The organism is Sinomonas susongensis, assembly GCF_005877005.1.
GTDB lineage: Bacteria > Actinomycetota > Actinomycetes > Actinomycetales > Micrococcaceae > Sinomonas > Sinomonas susongensis.
In genome coordinates this window covers 434,997-452,141 of sequence record NZ_SSNH01000002.1, presented here as the reverse complement: position 1 = coordinate 452,141, position 17,145 = coordinate 434,997, and the positions used below count along the sequence as shown (strand labels likewise).

Genomic DNA, 17,145 nt, shown 5'->3' with positions numbered 1-17,145 from the left:
GTCTGGACCAAACCTTCCTTCTAGAAGAGGCCCCTCGGTCCCTTTGCGAGGTCGATGACCCCGTCCTTGGCCAGGATGTTCAGCTGGTCGAGCTCGCCGGCGCCGAGCTCGGGAAGGCGCTGGACGGTGTCCAGGAACCGCTCGATCTCCTCGGGGGCGACGGATTCGGCGGCGAGGGTGCGGAACTTGTCGATGTACTGCTCGCGTCCGAACGGGCGGGCGCCGAGCGGGTGGGCGTCGGCGACGGCGATCGCCTCCTCGATCACGGTGCCGTCGTTCAGGGTGATGGTGACGGAGCCGCCGAAGGCCTTCTCGGTGATGTCGAGGGAGTGGTAGCGGCGCGTCCACTCCGGGTCTTCCTCGGTGGTGACCTTGTGCCACAGGGCGACGGTGTCGGGGCGGGCGGCCCGTTCGGGAGCGTAGGAGGCGACATGGTGCCAGCTGCCGTCCTGGAGGGCCACCGCGAAGATGTACGGGATCGAGTGGTCGAGGGTCTCCCGGGAGGCGGTGGGGTCGTACTTCTGCGGGTCGTTCGCCCCTGAGCCGATCACGTAGTGGGTGTGGTGGCTTGTGCGGATCAGGATGCCCGCCACGTTCGCCGGGTCGGTGACCTCGGGGTGCTCGCGGTGCAGCTTGCGGGCGAGGTCGATCCAGGCCTGGGCCTGGTATTCGGCCGAGTGCTCCTTCGTGTAGGTGTCGAGGATCGCGCGCTTGGCTTCGCCCGGAGCCGGGAGGGGGACGTCGTAGGAGGCGTCGGGACCGTCGAGCAGCCAGGCGATGACCCCGTCCTCGCCTTCGTAGATGGGCACCGGCGAGGTCTGCCCGCGCATCGCCCGATCCACGGCCTCGACCGCCATCTTGCCCGCGAACGCGGGTGCATGGGCCTTCCACGTGGAGATCTCGCCCTTGCGCGACTGGCGGGTCGCCGTCGTCGTGTGCAGGGCCTGCCCGACGGCCTGGAAGATCGTCTCGACGTCCAGCCCGAGCAGGGTGCCGATCCCGGCCGCGGCGGAGGGTCCCAGATGGGCGACGTGGTCGATCTTGTGCGCGTGCAGGCTGATCGCCTTGGCCAGGTCGACCTGGATCTCGTAGCCGGTCGCGATCCCGCGGATCAGATCCCGGCCGTTCGAGCCGACGTGCTGGGCTACGGCGAGGATCGGTGGGATGTTGTCCCCGGGGTGGGAGTACTCGGCCGCGAGGAACGTGTCGTGGTAGTCGAGCTCCCGGACCGCGACACCGTTCGCCCACGCTGCCCACTCGGGGGATACGCGGTTGCCGATCCCGTAGAGGAGGGCCCCACTGCCGCCGGACGACGGCGCGTGGGCAAGGGCCTGGGCGCGCGCGGCGACGATCGGTCCCCGGTTCAGGGAGGCGATCGCGACCGAGGCGTTGTCGATGATCCGGTTGATCACCATCTCGGCAACCTTGGGCGCGACCTCGACGGGGTCGGCGGCGACCTTGGCGATCTTGTAGGCGAGCTGGCCCCCGCGGGGGAGGTTCTCCTCGCTCTTGTAGACCCGGACGTGGTGCAGCTCAACCATGGATGGCCTCTCTGTCGGATTGGAAGCTCTTGGTGTCGGGATTCGCGCCCTGTGTTGATCTGATGTGGTTCAGGCTGTTGCTCAGGTGGACAACGGTCGCAGCCGAAGCGAGGGGGGCGTTTCGATCGGCGATCGCCCCTGCGATCGTCGCGTGCTCGACGGCGGCCTGCCGAAGCCGCGCGGCGTCGTCCTTCGCGAGGCGCCGCACCCGCGCAAGGTGCACGCGCAAGGCGCCGAGCGACTGGGCGAGGTACCCATTCGCAATGGCCTCGTCGATGGCGGCGTCGAGCTCGGACGCGAGGGCGTAGTACTCCTGGCGCTGGGGATCGTGGTCGGAGAGGAGGGCCGGCGCGGCGGCAAGGCGGTCCCGCAGGTCGGCGAAGCGCGGGCTGTCGCCGCGCTCTGCGGCAAGGGCGGCGGCCTTGCACTCGAGTGCCTCGCGCAATTCGAACAGCTCCCCGAGGCGCCCAAGCGAGACATCGCTCACGACGACGCCACGTCCCCGCAGCGAGGTCGCGAGCCCATCGGCCGTGAGCCGTGCGAGGGCTTCGCGAAGCGGAGTCCTGGACACGCCCAGCCGCTCGGCCTGCTCAACCTCTCCAAGCACCGTCCCCGGCGCAAGCCGCCACTCCACGATGTCCTCGCGGAGAGATGCATACGCCCGATCACTAGCCTTCACGATGTATACAGTGGCAGGAAAAATGGGGGCGAGCAAGCCTTCGCAACCAGAACTCTGAGAAATATGTATACAAGCATGCACTGCCGTCCTTGACTACTCGCGGGTAACATATGGGGCATGCACCTGCTTCTCCGCACGCTCATGCTGTTGGTGACGTCCCGCCGTCGGGCGCCGCTCAGCCTCTGGGGAACCTCGAGTCTGCCATTGCGGGTCCTCCCCACCGACATCGACATCGCGATGCACGTCAACAACGGGATGTACTTCTCCCTCATGGACCTCGGGCGTTTCGACCTCATGGTGAGGGCCAGAGCGTGGGACAAGATGCGTGCGAAGGGCTGGAGCCCCGTCGTCAATCTGGAGACGATCACGTTCCGCAAGTCCTTGACCCTCTGGCAGCAGTACACGATAGTAACCCGCATTGTCGGGGTTGACGAGCGTGCCATCTACTTCGAGCAGCGGATGGTTTCCCGCGGCGAGGTCTACGCACGGGCGTACATCGCGACCCGTCTCGTCCATCGGGGTGCGCCCGTAAGCAACGAGGAGATCTTCGCGGTGGTCGGTCGACCGCCCGCGGATCTCGTGCTGCCCGAATTCCTCGTTCGCTGGCGCGAGGAGAACGCCCTCCCGAGCACTCGACGCCCTGCACCGCACGTCTGGTAGGCCACGTAGAAGGTGTGCTCTAGGCCGACTTGAGGGCCTTGTCCGCGTCGTCTGAGCACTGGCCGTGCGTGTCGATCCGGTGCCCGTGCAGAGAGTGCGTCTAGGTGCTCATGCGCGGTCGGGCCTCGGTATCCCCAGTGATTGGTCTCGGTGTTCTCGGCCGTTGTTAGAGTCTCGGAACCGGGATTGCTGCTTGTCGTTTCCGCACCCATTGCGGACCGCTGACTGGGGGATGTCATGGCGTCGCGCCGCTCTTTGTGCTGCTCTCTTCTGCTCATCTGCTTGTTGGCATTGACCGCCTGTGGTGCGCCCGCCGACGCCGGACGATCCTCACCTGCCAGCCCAGCTCCCACCAGTGCGGGCGTCTCAGCTCCGCCTACCACCCCCGACACGCAGGCGACTCCCGCGAGTTCGCGGGGCCCTGCACGCAACGTGCCGCTCCCGGTGCTGCCCGAGGCGGCGAAGCAGAACACGAGGGAGGGGTTCGAGGCGTTCACCCAGTATTGGTTCGATGCCATCACTTACGCCTTTGAGACCGGCGACACGACTTTACTCAGGTCGCTATCTTCCGAGGGGTGCAAGATGTGCGATTCGTATTTGACTTCGGTAATGGCTCTGCACGGAGAAAACGGGTGGCGCCTTGGGCCCAGATGGACGGTCAAGGGCTTTATTTCCGACCTGACCCCAGATTCTACGGGCAGGCTTGTCGGCGACTTCGTTCTTGAGGAATCGGCATCCATTTCGTATGGAGCCGACGGAAGTCCGACGGAGAACAGGAGAGGCGGAAGACTTCCCGGTGCTCAAAGGGCGTACGCCACCTACTCGGCGGACACCTGGCGGATGGTCGAGGCGGGCGGGGCATGACTAGACGCGAAACAGCCGCGGCCTCCTGTTTGGCCGCGGCGCTCACGTTGTTAGCGCCGATTGCCAGTGCCGAGGAATTCGACGCGGACTGGGGGGAGCGCAAAATAGCGGTGCACGCAGGTTCGGGAGGCCAAGCCGCAGTGACGGTCCCTCAGCAGCCGGAAGGTTCGTCCGATTCCTTCACCTATAGCTATCAACCGGCGTGCAGGAGCGGGATAGATGGGGGACCACCCGACACATGCGTCGAACTGGATCGCAAGTGCCGGTCCACACACGACAGAACCGGGACGCTGGTGGTCTGGTACCGCACCAGCCGAACAAGCCCTTCAGCGCTTGAGCGACTGAATGAGGCCTGCATGTACGACGGGAATCCACCAGAACCCCCGGAGCGCCCGGGCGGGGGCGCGGTGGTGGGGCTGGGGCAGCGGGAGCTGCGGGAGCTGCCGATCGCGGCGGCGGGGCTGGGGCTCCAGCCGGGGCGGCACACGCTCCGGGGCGCGGAGACGAATGTCTACGCGGAGGCGGCGGTGCAGTCGTTCCGCACCACGGTCCTGGGCCGGGGGGTGCTGGTGCGGGTGCGCCCGGTGGAGCACCGCTTCGACTACGGGGACGGGGCGTCCCTGGTCAGCGCGGCCCCGGGCGGGCCGGTCCCGCAGGAGCGGTGGGGGGAGCGGACGGCCACGAGCCACCGGTACACGGCCACCGGGGAGTACCTGGTGGGGCTGGTGACCGTGTTCGCCGGGGAGTTCTCCGTCGATGGCGGGCCCTGGCAGCCGATCCCGGGCACCGCCGAGGTCCCCAGCCCGCCCCGGCCGGTCTCGGTGTGGCGCTCCGAGGTCCGCCTCTACGCCCAGGACTGCAACACCGACCCCCACGGCCAGGGCTGCTGAACCCCCACGGCCAGGGCTGCTGAACCCCCGCGGCGAGGGCTGCTGAACCCCCGCGGCGAGGGCTGCTGAACCCCCGCGGCCAGATGGAGCATCAGGGGCCCGCCCGCCGGGCCGGCCCACCGGCCGGCCCTGGCCCGTCGGCCGGCCCGGTTCCGCCGGGCGCGCCTGTTCTGTCGGTGGGGGGCCGTAGGCTCGGACCAGGTTCGGGGGACGGGGGTTCCCCGAAAGGAAGGTTCTCCCCACGGGCGCGTCCACCACGGGCGCGTCCACTATGGGCGGGTCCTCCTACAGGATCTGGGGGTGATGGGATGGGCGCGGAGCCGCACACCGGCCGGTCGGGCCCCGGGGGCTGGGCAGAGGCAGAGGCCGGTGGCTGGGCCGAGGCCGAGGCCGAGGCAGGTGACTGGGCCGAGGCCGAGACAGGCGGCTGGGCCGGGGCAGGGGGCTGGGCCGAGGCCGTGCCCTCGGGCGCCGTGCCCGTCCCGGGCGGGGTCTGCCCCGGGGACGACGGGCTCTGCGGGGGCGGTGCCGGGCTGGTGGTGCTGGAGGAGCCGTTCTCCTCGCCGCTGCACGGCTCGGTGGGGCTTCCCGCGGCGGGTCCCTGTCCGCGCAGGAGGCGCTGGGGGTCATCGAGTGCGCCGAGCGGGTGATCGGGTGGGCGACCGCGGCGAAGCTCGAGGCCCTGGCCCGCCTCGAGCACGCCCTGGCCCGGGAGGCCCTCCCGCGCCGGGAGGGCCAGCCGCGGCGGTTCGGCGGGGACGAGGCCCACGCCCTGGCCGTGGCCGAGGCCGCCGCCGCGACCGCTGTGTCCGAGGCCGCCGCCGCCCGGGCGCTGAACGAGGCCGCCGAGCTCGCCGGGCACGGCAGGGAGGTCCTGGCCGCCCTGCGGGCCGGGGCCATCTCGCACCAGCACGCCCGGGTGATCCTGGACCAGTGCCGCACCCTCCCGCCCGGGCACGCCGCCAGCTTCGCCCGCCAGGGCCTGGAGCGGGCCGTGACCCGCACCGGGCGGCGCCGGACCCCCGCCGAGCTGCGCTCGAGCCTGCACCGCCTGCGCGAGCGCTCCCACCCCGAGAGCATCCAGGCCCGGAAACAGGCCGCGGCCCGGGACCGCGGGGTCTGGTTCGCCCCCGAGCCCGACGGGATGTGCACCCTCACCGCCCTCCTGCCCGCCGAGGCCGGCCTGGCCATCCGCAACGGCCTCGACCACGACGCCCGCACCGCCCGCACCCCGGCCCCCCACCCACAGGACGGGAAGCCCGCCCAGCACCCCCGCCCCCAGCACACCGGGGACGGGCACACCGGGGACGAGCACACCGGGGACGAGGCGACGGGTGCCCAGCAGGCCGGGCCGGAGGCGGTGGGGGTCGCTGCCCAGGAGCGGACCCTGTCCCAGCTGCGCGCCGACGCCCTCGTCCACCGCCTCCTGGGCAGCCCCGACCCCGCCTTCCCCGGCCCCTTCCGCCCCGAAGTGACCATCACCATCCCCGTCCGCACCCTCGTCCCCGACCCCGAGCACACCCCCGAGGACACCGCCCCCGGCGCCACAACACCCACCCCGCCCGCAGCCCATCGCCCACGGCCAGCCACCGGGCCAGCCACCGGGGGGCCCGCGATCGGGGCCGTGCCGGGGCGGGCTGGGCCGGGCGGGCCCGAACTGGAGGGCTTCGGGCCGATCGACCCCGCCACCGCCCGCCGCCTAGCCGCCCTGGCCCCGAACTGGGACCGGCTCTTCACCGACTGGGACACCGGAGCCGCCCTCGGAGTCGGGCGCACCGCCTACCGCCCGCCCAGGGCCCTGCGCCGCTACCTCGCCCACCGCGACGGCGGATGCCTCTTCCCCGGCTGCACCGCCCCCGCCCGCACCTGCGAACCCGACCACACCACCGAATGGCAGGACGGCGGCACCACAGACCCCCACAACCTCGCCCTGCTCTGCCGAAAACACCACGCCCTCAAATCCATCGGCGCCTGGACCTACCAGCACAGAACACACCGCCCCCGCCAACCAGACACTGAGCAGCCAAAAGACGCCCGCTCGCACACCGTCATGGAATGGAAATCAGCCCTAGGCCGGACCTACATTTCGGAAACCGCGAGGCCGGAAATCGTGCCGGAAATCCTGCCGCCGGAAACCGCGCTGCCGGAATCCGCGCTGCCGGAATCCGCGCCTCCTTAAACAGTGCTGCCCCAAATCCCGAGGTCCCAAGAAGGCCGCACGGACGAACGTCAGGGAGCCGTCTCCGGACGTATAGAAGCAAGTTCGGAAGGACGGACCTTAGAAGACCGGCCTCCGCCCTTCTAACGAAGCGTCATGTCCAGTACCTCTCGGCCGCTGGCCGGTGCCTCTCGCGCCTGGCGAGTGGCTGCTAGGCCGTGGCGTCACCTGAGGAAAGGCCCAGCCGTCGCTACGCGGACATCTCCCGGAAGGCCCCTGCGAGCTGTGGGTACCGGAACGTGAAGCCAGCCTCGCGCAGCACGGCTGGCACGGCGCGGACGCTGTCCAGGGCGAGGTCGGGATTCGTGCGCAGGACGCTGGCGGCGGCACGCAGGAGGCCGGCGGGTGCCGGGATGCCGACGGGCACCCCGACATACTCGCGGAGGTGCGCCATGAGTTCCCGATTCTGAGTCGGGTGGGGTGAGGTTGCGTTGACGACGCCGGTGGGAACTTCGACGTTCGACTCGCCGGGCGCGGTCGGCAGGCCGAGGGAGGCGCGCGCGGCGCGGACCCAGTCCGCCGCATGGATCCAGCTGAACCACTGCTGCCCCGACCCTAGAGGGCCGCCTCCGCCGAGGCGCGCGATCGCGGTCAGTCGATTCATGAGTGCCGCTTCGCGGGCGAGCACGACCCCGGTCCGGAAAACGGTCAGGTGGCGGGCATTCGCGCCGTCGACGGCGGCCTCCCAGCCGCGGACGACGGCTGCCAGCCCGGGCGCGGAGGCCGGGGGAGGGGTCCGCTCGTCGAACTCCTCAGCCGAGTCGCCGTAGATTCCGACCGCGCTCTGCTGCAGCCAGCGCGCAGCAGGCCGATTCCATGACCGGCTCGCCTCGACCAGCGCTCGCGTGGGCTCCGTTCGTGAAGCTTCGAGCTTCGCGAGATTCTCCGGCGTGCCGGGCATATCGAGGCTCACACCCGCGAGGTTGACGACGGAGAGTTCGGACTCCTGACCGAGGCGCTCGCACCAGGCGCCTGGACGCCGTCCGTCCCACGGAATCTGCTCGAACGGTGAGGGCTGCGGCTTGCGCGTCAGGAGGGCAACCCGCCGACCGTCGCACACGAGGTCTGCTGCGAGGAGCGTCCCGAGGAAGCCGGTCCCACCGGCGACGACCGTGAGCGCACCCGCGGTCCCGCCGTCGTCGGTGCGGATGCCGTCAGAGGCTCCGGCAGGGCCGGGACGGGAAGCAAGCCGAAACAGCCGCGCGCACTGGGCCGCGAAGTCTCGGACGATCGGCTCGCCCGCGGTGAGGCCGAACTGCTGGGAGAGCGGACCGTCGAGCGTCACACGCTGAGTGAAGAGCGTCCCGCCGTCGCGCTCCTCGAGCGTCCACTCGATCAGCTGGCTGCCGCCCGGCTGCGGCTGCTGCAGGCTGATCCGACGCCCCGGCTCGAAGGCGCTGACGCGAAACGACGGCGCGGTCCGGCGGTGCAGGGGTCCGAGCAGGCGGTGCGACGGAACGTAGCGACCCGCGGCTCCTTCCCGGGCCGGCCCTTCGACAGCCGCGAACCCGACGGAGGGGTTCCACTCCGGCCATCGCTCCACGCGTTCGAGGACGTCCCACAGACGCTCCGCGGGAAGTCGGAGCCATTGGGATGCAGTGCGGTGCCAGGTCACCCGGACAGTCTAGGCGGTGGGCCCCTCGCCGCAGTCTGAATCCGCGCCCTCGCACACCGGCTCGCAGCTGCCGGAAGACTCGATGGCTGTCGAGATCCGGTGGCAGGCCTCGCGCAAGGCGTCCTGCTGCTCGGGCGTCAGTGGATCGAAGACGACCTTGCGCACGAAATCCACGTGTCCGGGTGCGGCCGCGACGATCACGCTCTGCCCGGTCGGGGTCAGCGCGATGTCCTGGCCCCGCCCGTCGTCCGGAGAGCACGAGCGCGCGATGAGGCCTTTGGCTTCCATGCGCCGCAGAAGATGCGACAGGCGGCTACGGCCCCACCCCAGCATCTGCGCAGCGGTTCCTGAACGCACCATGCCCTGCGGGTCTTCGGAGAGCGTGGCGAGCACCGAGTATTCGGGTCCCGAGAGCCCGGAGTCGCGCTGCAGTTGGCGGTCGACGGCGGGCTGCAGGCTCCACAGGAGGTGCCGGAGAGCGAGCCATACCTCCCGCTCGCGCGGGTTCAGCCAACGCCCCTCGTCGGCGGATGGGTCGGAGCCGACGCCGGCCGCTTCCGCTCGTGCGGCAGACGCGGCGGTCGTGTCGCTTGCCTCCATGGTGCTGCCCCCGGGGAATGGTGCTATGAGCTTGACGTGTCAATCTTATGGGGGTAATCCTGAATCATCAAAGGTTGTTGATGCGTCAATCAGGAGGAAGCGTGACCAGGATCGCCGTTGTCACCGGCAGTACCCGCGATGGGCGGAAGAACCGTCAGGTGGCCGAGTGGGTTGTTGCCCAAGGCCAACAGAGGGACGACGCCGAGTTCGAACTCGTCGACATCGCAGACTATCGCCTGCCGCTCCTCGGCGAGCCGGGAAGCGAACAGGCCCTCGGGTCGGCGAAGGAGTTCTCCGCGCGCATGGACGAGTTCGACGGCTTCATCTTCGTGACGCCCGAGTACAACCACTCAGTCTCGCCCGCACTGTCCAACGCGCTCAGCTACCTCAAGCCGGAGCTCGCCAACAAGGCGGCAGGCATCGTCTCGTACGGTTCGGCGTTCGGGGCCCGCGCCGTCGAGCATCTCCGCGGGATCCTCTCGGAGCTCCAGATCGCTCACGTGCAGAAGACCGGCATGTTCTCGCTCTTCATCGACTTCAAGGACGGGCAGTTCGCGCCGAGTGAGCTTCAGGCTTCCTCTGTGGTCCCCGTGTTCGACCAGGTCGTCCGCTGGGCCCGCGCCCTTGCGACGGTGCGGTCCGAGGCCGCTGTCGCCTGACCTCTCCGCCGTCCGGCCGTCGCGTCGCCGGCGAGCGGCTCAGTCGCAGCTCCTTGGCGGTTCGATAGCAGCTCAACGGCTTGATAGCGGCTCCGTATCCGCAGGGATGCGGAGCCGCTCGCTGTTTGGTCCGCTGTGTGGTCCGACCTTCACGCAGGCTCAAGAGTCTGGTAGGCAGGAGGGTGCCAGCGGAAACCGAAGGCGGCTGCGGTGAGCAGCCGGGAGGGAGCGGTATGAAGATCGCCTTGACGGGTGGCAGTGGCAAGCTCGGTCACGTGGTCCTGGACCACCTGCGATCGGTGGGCCATGACGTATGGAACCTCGACCGGGTGGGCACCCGCGAGCCGGGCTTCATTCTGACTGACCTCACCGACTACGGGCAGGTGATTGACGCGCTCGGGGGAGTGGACGATCGCTACGACGGCGTCGACGCCGTCGTCCATCTCGGAGCGATCCCGGCTCCCGGCATCGCCCCCGACTCCGCAACCTTCCGCAACAACATGCTCTCGACATACAGCATCTTCGAGGCAACGCGGAAGCTCGGAATCAACCGCATCGTCTACGCATCGAGCGAGACGGTGCTCGGCCTTCCCTTCGACATCGACCCGCCGTACATCCCCGTGGACGAGGAGTACGAGGCCCGGCCCGAGAGCACCTATTCGCTCGTCAAGCACCTTGAAGAGCAGATGGCGCGCCAGATGTGCCGGTGGAATCCCGAGCTGAGCGTCTCGGCGTTCCGGTTCTCCAACGTCATGGTCCCGGACGACTACTCGCAGTTTCCGTCCTACGACTCCGACCCGCGGGCGCGGAAGTGGAACCTGTGGGGCTACATCGACGCCCGCGACGGGGCGCAGGCGGTCGAGAAGGCCCTTGAATCGGCGCGCCCCGGCTTCGAGGCGTACATCATCGCCGCCGCGGACACCGTCATGAGCCGTTCTTCGGCTTCCTTGGCCGCCGAGGTGTTCCCCGACGTCAAGGTCACGAAGGAGCTCGGCGAGCACGAGACGATGCTCGGCATCGACAAGGCACGCCGGCTCCTCGGATTCGACCCCCAGTACAGCTGGCGCCAGACGGTCTGACGCCAGCTGTGCACACGAGTGGTCAGCAGCCCTCGTAGTCCGTCAGGATCTTGACCTTCGCGGCGGAGGCCGAGTCCGGATCGAAGGTGTAGCCGATCCACTCTCGGGCGAGCCACCGGGCGAGCTCGAGGCCCACGACCCGTTGCCCCATGGTCAGCACCTGGCAGTTGTTCGAGAGCACGGAGCGCTCGACGGAGAACGAGTCGTGGGCCGTCGCCGCCCTGATCCCGTCGATCTTGTTCGCCGCGATTGCGACACCGAGCCCGGTGCCGCAGAACAGGATCGCGCGGTCCGCGAGTCCGTCCCGGATGGCCTGGCCTGCCGCGAGCCCGACGTGCGGGTATGGCTTGGTGAAGTCGTCGTCTCCGCGCGTGACCCCGATGTCGATGACCTCCGCGACCCTCGGATCGGCTCCGAGGTCGGAGGCCACGGCGTCCTTGTAGTCGACGCCCGCTTCATCCGCGCCGACGATGATTCGCAGTCCTGTCATGGGTGCTTCCTATCTCAGATGGCTGGTCGTATCTCAGGCCGGTCGTATCTCAGACGGCTCGGACGCTCGGGTCGAGAGCAGGTCCCATTGCGGCGAACACGGCTGCGAGCGAGACGGCGCCCGGGTCCGGCGTGCCGACGCTCTTCTCTGCGAGTGGACGCGCGCGCCCCTTCTGGGGGCGCAGGCCCGCGGTCTGCTGGGCGGCGAGGGCTGCGGCGTCGGACGCGTTTGCCCACGCTTCCGCGAGCGGCGCGGCGCGGTCGACGGCGGCCCTGAGCTCAGCGGCGAAGGGCAGGAGGGCGTCGACGAGGGTCTTGTCGCCCTTCTGGGCACCGCCCAGAGCGACCACCCGCTCGGCGAAGGCTTCGATGCCAGCGGCGATCACGGCGTCGTCCGGTCGCTCGGCATCGCCAAGCCGCTGCCCCCACGCACGGAGGCCAGCTCCCCAGAGGACTCCCGACGTGCCGCCTGCCTTGTCGGCCCAGGCGTCGCCGGCCGCGGCGAGAAGGCTTCCCGCGCCGCAGCCCTGTTCCGCGGCGTCGCGCGCCGCATCCATGGCAGCGTTTACGCCCCGGACCATGCCCCGTCCGTGGTCTCCGTCGCCCGCGATCGCGTCAAGGGCGCCGAGTTCGGGCTCGAGTCCGTGCAGCGTCCGCTGCGCGGCCGCGAGCGCCTCGAGGCACGAGGGAACGTAGCCGCGGGACGCTTCCGAGCCCTCGGGCAGGCTGGCAGCTACTGGGCCCGCAGCCGATTCCTCCGCCTGCTCAGGTAGTTCCGGTGCCGCGCCCTCGGGCTGCTCCTGCACTCGGCCCCGGCGGAAGGCCGGTGTCTCGGCCGGCGCGAGCCAGAGCCGTTCGAGTTCGTCGTCGAGCCACATAACGGTGAGCGAGACCCCCGCCATGTCGAGGCTGGTGACGAGCTCGCCCACTTCCGGCGCCACGAGCTCGAGCCCGTGGCTGCGGAGCAGGGGTGCAACCGCCCGCCAGAGCACGAACAGCTCCTCGGCCTTGGTGCTGCCGAGGCCGTTGAGGACGACGGCGACGCGGTGCCCAGCGCCGTCCGGGCGTTCCTCGAGTACCTGCTCCACGAGGGTGCGCGCAAGCTCGTCGGCGCGGGGGAGCGGGCGGTCGTCGAGGCCTGGCTCCCCGTGGATTCCGAGACCGAGGCCCATCATCCCCTCGGGAAGCGAGAACAGCGGGCTCTCGGCTCCCGGGAAGGTGCAGCTCCCGAAGGTCGCGCCGAGCGTGCGCGTGAACTCGTTGGCCTTGCGCCCGAGGCGAACGACTTCGGCGAGGTCGGCCCCTTCTTCGGCTGCCGCGCCCAGGACCTTGAACACCGCAAAGTCTCCCGCGATGCCGCGGCGCCGCTCGCGCTCGGCGGGCGGGGCGCTCGCGATGTCGTCGGTCACGAGGACGTTCTCTGCCTGGATCCCCTCGCCGCGCAGACGTTCTGTCGCGACGCCGAAGTTCATGACGTCCCCGGCGTAGTTGCCGTACGCGAAGACGATGCCGGCTCCCGAGTGGGCGGCACGAGCCACCGCCACCGCCTGTTGCGAGGAGGGCGAGGTGAAGATGTTGCCGACGACGGCGCCGTCGGCGAAGCCGTTGCCGATGAGCCCCGCGAAGGCGGGGTAGTGTCCGGAGCCGCCCCCGAGCAGGACGGCCACCTTGGGCCGAGTAGGTCGAGTGCGGCGCACGGCCCCACCCTGGACCTGGCGCACGATGGGCGAGTACAGGTCGCAGAATCCGGCCAGAGCCTCGTCTGCGAAGTCCGCGCGATCGTTCGAGATGTGGGTCATGTCAGTGGATGTGGCTTCCGCCGTTGATGTCCACCGTGGTGCCCGTGAGATAGGAGGCGTCTTCGGAGGAGAGCCACGTGATGACGGCGGCGATCTCCTCCGTCGTCGCGGTGCGGCCGAGGGGGATGTCGCGGGCGATTGCCGCTTCCTGCTCGTCAGTGCTGCCCACGCGGATGTTCGTGTCGACGGCGCCGGGGGTGATCGCGTTGACCGTGATGCCGGTCGGGGCGATCTCGCGGGCGAGGGCCTTCGTGAACCCGAGGATCGCGGCCTTGGCCGAGGAGTAGGGAACGCGGCCGAACACGCCGCCGCCGCGCTGGGCGGACACAGAGGACATGTTGACGACGCGGCCCCAGCCGGCCTCGATCATCGAGGGGAGGAACGCCTTTGTCACGAGGTACGTTCCGGTCGCGTTGACGGCCATGACCTTGTTCCAGAGTGCGAGGTCGGTCTCGAGGAAGGGAACGGGGGAGGTGATGCCCGCGATGTTCGCCAGGGCTCCGATGACGGGGAGGCGCCCGCCCGCGACCTCGGCAAGGACGGCGCCCTGGGCGGCGGCGACCGAGGCCTCATCGGCAACATCGATCTCATGGCCGAAGGCCGGGACGTTGAACTCGTTCGCGATCTCCTGGGCGACCTTTGCCGACTTCTCGCCGTCGAGGTCGAGGACGACGACGCCCCACCCGTGGCGGGCGAAGCGGCGGGCCGTCGTGAGGCCGATGCCCCGGTCGGACGTTGCCCCAGTGAGGATGGCTGTGCGCTGCGTGGTGCTCATGGCGGTACTTCTTTCTTGCGGTGGTTGCTGCGTCAGATGAGGGCAGTGATGAAGTCTGCAGCCTTGGCGGCTGCCGCGGGTCGTTCGCTGTGCTCGAGGTCGCGGGTCTCGAGCTCGAGGGTGAAGTGGCCGGTGTAGCCGAGGTCCCTGAGGGTGGCGAGGCCGCCTTCGAAGTCGACCTCTCCGGCACCGATGCTGCGGTGGATGTCGCCCGGGACCGCGTCACGAAGGTGGACGTGGGCGATGCGGTCCCCGAGGGCGTATCCAGCCTTCGCGAAGTCGCCCCCGGAGGCGACGGCGTGGCTCGAATCGAGGACATGCCGTACGGGGGTACCGTCGAGACGTTCCGCGAGGGCGAGGGCGCGTTCGAGATTGCAGCAGAGTCGGAGGGCGTGGAGGGACTCCGTCCACAGCGCGAGCCCGCGGTCCGCTGCGGCTTCGGCGGCGGCTGCCAGCTCGGAGGCCACGAGGTCGAGGTCCGCTTCAAGCGTGCGGACCGGTGCGTGGTCGAGTGCCCCGCAGGGGAGAACGAGCGCCTTGGCTCCGACAGCCTCGGTCAGATCGAGGAGGCGGGCGAGGTGCTCACGGCGCCCCGCCCGGGCCTCGGCGTCGAGAGGGACGTTGAGGTCCCCAATATCGCCGTTGACCGAGCGTACGCGAAGGCCGCTCTCCGCTACGTTCTCCTCGACTGCGGCGACCGCCGTCCGGTCCAGGGTGTAGGGGACGTGGTTGCAGACGCCGGGAAGGGCGCCGAGGTCGATCTCCTCGAAGCCGAGCGCGGACATCGTGCCGAGCGCGGTCGGGAGATCCTGATGGCGGAAGCTGATCGAGGAGCATCCGAGCCGGGAATGGAACATCGTCGTGGCCTTCCGGTTGGAGTGACGTACCCCACGATAGGAGAGATAACTGTTAACAGTCAACCGGTTGAGTCGACGGTTGACAGGCTGATGTGTCGCGAAGCACACTTGGGAGCACGTCAACTGTCGACAGACGTCGATCCCTCGGTATCCGCCAGCAAGAGAGCGCGTCGATTTGTGGAAGGAAAACTCATGAGCAACGAGGCTCTGGCCCTGCGCGGCCCGGTCCACGGGACCCCCGACGCCCGCCGGGTGGCGATCGGCTCCTCCGTTGGAGCCGTCATCGAGACCTACGACTTCATCGGCTTCGGCACCGCCGCGGCCCTCTACTTCGGGAAGGCCTTCTTCCCGGGGGCGGATGCCCTCACGGGCACCCTTGCATCCTTCGCGACCCTCGGCGTCGGCTTCGCCGCGCGTCCCCTCGGCGGCTTCATCGGAGGCCACCTCGGCGACCGCCTCGGCCGCAAGCCGGTGCTCGTCGCCTCACTCATCTTCATGGGACTCGCCACGTTCGCGATCGGTCTTCTGCCCACGTACGCGCAGGTCGGCCTGCTTGCACCGGCACTGCTCGTGACCGTGCGCATCATCCAGGGCGTCGCGTTCGGCGCCGAGTGGGGCGGTGCGATCCTCATGGCCTACGAGCACGCACCGTGGACGCGGAAGGGCAAGTTCACGGGCATGGTCCAGTCGGGCTTCCCGGTGGGACTGCTGCTCGCCAATCTCGTCTTCCTCGTGAGCGTCCACCTCGGCGGGAGCTGGGCGTGGCGCGTTCCGTTCCTCGCCAGCATCGTGCTCGTCATCGTGGGCATCGTCATCCGCTCCAAGGTGCCGGAGTCGCCGGTCTTCGAGGACGTCAAGGACGCCGGCCAGCTCACGAAGGCGCCGCTCATCGAGGTCGTCAAGCACGACTGGAAGAACATCCTCCGCGGCATCGGGCTCCGCATCGCCGAGACCGCCGGCTACGCCGTCTCCGTGACCTACATGATCTCGTACCTCAACAGCAAGCACCTCGCGAACACCACCGAAACGCTCATCGCGCTGTGTGTCGCATCCGCGATCGGCATCTTCGCGACGACAGCCTGGGGCCAGCTGACGGACAGGATCGGGCGCCGTCCCCTGTACATATGGTCCTGCGCATTCGCTGTCCTGTTCGGCGTCCCCATGTTCCTCCTCGTCAACACGGGCTTGTTCGTGTTCGTGCTGGCCACGATCGTGATTGCCTACGCGGTGTGCCAGAACTCGCTCGCCGGCGTCCAGGGCGCCTGGTTCCCCGAGCTCTTCCGGGCCAACACGCGATCCTCGGGGGCGTCGCTGGCCTACCAGATCTCGGCCATGGTCTCGGGCTTCACTCCGTTCATCACGACGATCCTCTACATCGGACTCGGCTGGCTCGGCCCGGCCCTGCTGTTCAGCGCGTACGCAGCGATCGGCCTGTGGGCTGCGATCAGCACTCGCGAGACATGGGGCCGCCGTGAGCGCGAAGCCGCCCAGAAGGCATCCGCTTCCAACGTCGAGCGAGCGCATGCATGACGTTCGGCCAGCAGGGACGCCGTCGGGCAGCAGTCGACGCCGCCGCGTACAGGATTCGCCAGAACGCCCTTTCAATGGGCGAGGTGCAGGGCCAAGGCTACGTGGGCCAGGCACTTGGAGCGGCGGACATCCTTGCCGCCCTCTACGTGGACCAGCTCGCCTATCGCTCGGATGATCCCGAATGGGACGGCCGCGACCGCTTCCTCCTCTCCACCGGCCACTACGCGATCGGGCTCTACGCCGCGCTCGCAGAAGCCGGAATCCTTCCCGTAGAGGAGCTCGAGACCTACGGCTCGGATGATTCGCGCCTGCCGATGTCCGGGATGTCGACGTACACGCCGGGCATGGAGATCTCCGGCGGCTCGCTCGGGCACGGGCTGACGATCGCCGTCGGCTACGCGCTCGGGCTCCGCGCCAGGGGGAACCCGGCTCGCGTCGTCAACTTCCTCTCCGACGGCGAGCTCGACGAGGGGTCGACCTGGGAGGCCGCCATGGGGGCGGCCCACCACCGCCTGGGGCGCCTCATCGCCGTCGTCGACATCAACGCCCTCCAGGCGGACGGGCCGACCGCTGGCGTCCTGCACACCGAACCGGTCGCGGACAAGTGGGCGTCCTGCGGCTGGCGGGTCCAGCGCGTCGACGGGAACGACGTCGGGGCCCTCCTTGCGGCGTTCGACGCGGTGGCGGCCGGGGCCGAGGACGGGGCGCCTTCAGCTCCCGCCGTCATCCTGTGCGACACCAGGGTGGGCCGTGGCGTTCCGCTCCTCGAGGAGCGCGAGAAGGCCCACTTCATGAGGATCGAGGAGCACGAATGGGCGGTCTGCCAGGAACAGCTGACCGAGGGCTACCTGAGAGGAATGCAGGACCGAGAGAAGGTGGCACCGTGACCA

At 69.5% G+C, this 17,145-nt stretch carries 17 protein-coding genes; 9 read left to right on the top strand and 8 right to left on the bottom strand.

The annotated features are described in order from the left end of the window. Positions 1 to 20: 20 nt before the first annotated feature. The gene (locus E6A21_RS05185) at positions 21 to 1,541 is read right to left on the bottom strand and encodes an MmgE/PrpD family protein (RefSeq protein WP_138443053.1); all 1,521 of its coding nucleotides are present in this window, start codon (positions 1,539 to 1,541) and stop codon (positions 21 to 23) included. Then, entirely contained in the window at positions 1,534 to 2,220 is a 687-nt protein-coding gene (locus E6A21_RS05180) for a GntR family transcriptional regulator (protein WP_138443052.1), read from the bottom strand. The genes E6A21_RS05185 and E6A21_RS05180 overlap by 8 nt, the downstream gene beginning before the upstream one ends. 117 nt (positions 2,221 to 2,337) lie before the next feature. Here E6A21_RS05180 and E6A21_RS05175 point away from each other — a divergent pair, with 117 nt between their 5' ends. The 5 genes from E6A21_RS05175 to E6A21_RS05155 all read left to right on the top strand — a co-directional run bounded on the left by E6A21_RS05175 (position 2,338) and on the right by E6A21_RS05155 (position 6,813). Next, positions 2,338 to 2,880: an acyl-CoA thioesterase gene (locus E6A21_RS05175; protein WP_138443051.1), complete on the top strand. Its 543-nt coding sequence runs from the start codon at positions 2,338 to 2,340 to the stop codon at positions 2,878 to 2,880. A 237-nt stretch (positions 2,881 to 3,117) separates the two neighbouring features. Continuing rightward, positions 3,118 to 3,744, top strand: coding sequence for a DUF6318 family protein (locus E6A21_RS05170; RefSeq protein ID WP_281281556.1), 627 nt, complete (start codon positions 3,118 to 3,120; stop codon positions 3,742 to 3,744). Positions 3,745 to 4,100: 356 nt separating this feature from the next. Further along, entirely contained in the window at positions 4,101 to 4,634 is a 534-nt protein-coding gene (locus E6A21_RS05165) for a hypothetical protein (protein WP_281281555.1), read from the top strand. A 308-nt stretch (positions 4,635 to 4,942) separates the two neighbouring features. Next, the gene (locus E6A21_RS17760; RefSeq protein WP_171041267.1) at positions 4,943 to 5,284 is read left to right on the top strand and encodes a hypothetical protein; all 342 of its coding nucleotides are present in this window, start codon (positions 4,943 to 4,945) and stop codon (positions 5,282 to 5,284) included. Next, complete coding sequence (locus E6A21_RS05155) at positions 5,281 to 6,813, top strand: HNH endonuclease signature motif containing protein (protein WP_171041266.1); 1,533 nt, start codon at positions 5,281 to 5,283, stop codon at positions 6,811 to 6,813. The genes E6A21_RS17760 and E6A21_RS05155 overlap by 4 nt, the downstream gene beginning before the upstream one ends. Positions 6,814 to 7,042: 229 nt before the next feature. On the opposite strand, the gene E6A21_RS05150 is transcribed toward E6A21_RS05155, so the two are convergent. Together E6A21_RS05150 and E6A21_RS05145 are read right to left on the bottom strand one after the other, a co-directional pair. Continuing rightward, positions 7,043 to 8,467: a DUF1731 domain-containing protein gene (locus tag E6A21_RS05150; protein WP_138443048.1), complete on the bottom strand. Its 1,425-nt coding sequence runs from the start codon at positions 8,465 to 8,467 to the stop codon at positions 7,043 to 7,045. 9 nt (positions 8,468 to 8,476) lie between these two features. After that, positions 8,477 to 9,067 carry a MarR family winged helix-turn-helix transcriptional regulator gene (locus E6A21_RS05145; protein ID WP_138443047.1) on the bottom strand — a complete coding sequence of 197 codons (591 nt, stop codon included), beginning with the start codon at positions 9,065 to 9,067 and terminating at the stop codon, positions 8,477 to 8,479. Positions 9,068 to 9,168: 101 nt separating this feature from the next. Here E6A21_RS05145 and E6A21_RS05140 point away from each other — a divergent pair, with 101 nt between their 5' ends. Further along, the gene (locus E6A21_RS05140; RefSeq protein ID WP_138443046.1) at positions 9,169 to 9,726 is read left to right on the top strand and encodes an NADPH-dependent FMN reductase; all 558 of its coding nucleotides are present in this window, start codon (positions 9,169 to 9,171) and stop codon (positions 9,724 to 9,726) included. Between the two features lie 233 nt (positions 9,727 to 9,959). Continuing rightward, on the top strand, positions 9,960 to 10,805 hold the full coding sequence (locus E6A21_RS05135) for an NAD-dependent epimerase/dehydratase family protein (RefSeq protein ID WP_138443045.1): 846 nt from the start codon (positions 9,960 to 9,962) through the stop codon (positions 10,803 to 10,805). A gap of 22 nt (positions 10,806 to 10,827) precedes the next feature. Here the strand turns inward: E6A21_RS05135 and E6A21_RS05130 are convergent, their stop codons facing one another. The 4 genes from E6A21_RS05130 to E6A21_RS05115 are packed head-to-tail and all read right to left on the bottom strand — an operon-like array spanning position 10,828 to position 14,725. Beyond that, complete coding sequence (locus E6A21_RS05130; RefSeq protein ID WP_138443044.1) at positions 10,828 to 11,295, bottom strand: ribose-5-phosphate isomerase; 468 nt, start codon at positions 11,293 to 11,295, stop codon at positions 10,828 to 10,830. A 49-nt stretch (positions 11,296 to 11,344) separates the two neighbouring features. Beyond that, the gene (locus E6A21_RS05125) at positions 11,345 to 13,093 is read right to left on the bottom strand and encodes a dihydroxyacetone kinase family protein (RefSeq protein ID WP_138443043.1); all 1,749 of its coding nucleotides are present in this window, start codon (positions 13,091 to 13,093) and stop codon (positions 11,345 to 11,347) included. Between the two features lies 1 nt (position 13,094). Continuing rightward, positions 13,095 to 13,868 carry an SDR family NAD(P)-dependent oxidoreductase gene (locus E6A21_RS05120; RefSeq protein ID WP_138443042.1) on the bottom strand — a complete coding sequence of 258 codons (774 nt, stop codon included), beginning with the start codon at positions 13,866 to 13,868 and terminating at the stop codon, positions 13,095 to 13,097. Positions 13,869 to 13,900: 32 nt separating this feature from the next. Next, complete coding sequence (locus E6A21_RS05115) at positions 13,901 to 14,725, bottom strand: sugar phosphate isomerase/epimerase family protein (RefSeq protein ID WP_138443111.1); 825 nt, start codon at positions 14,723 to 14,725, stop codon at positions 13,901 to 13,903. Between the two features lie 192 nt (positions 14,726 to 14,917). On the opposite strand from E6A21_RS05115, the gene E6A21_RS05110 reads away from it, so the two are divergent. Further along, complete coding sequence (locus E6A21_RS05110) at positions 14,918 to 16,255, top strand: MFS transporter (protein WP_138443041.1); 1,338 nt, start codon at positions 14,918 to 14,920, stop codon at positions 16,253 to 16,255. Continuing rightward, positions 16,252 to 17,142 carry a transketolase gene (locus E6A21_RS05105; RefSeq protein ID WP_138443040.1) on the top strand — a complete coding sequence of 297 codons (891 nt, stop codon included), beginning with the start codon at positions 16,252 to 16,254 and terminating at the stop codon, positions 17,140 to 17,142. Before E6A21_RS05110 ends, E6A21_RS05105 begins: the two co-directional genes overlap by 4 nt. Positions 17,143 to 17,145: the final 3 nt, after the last annotated feature.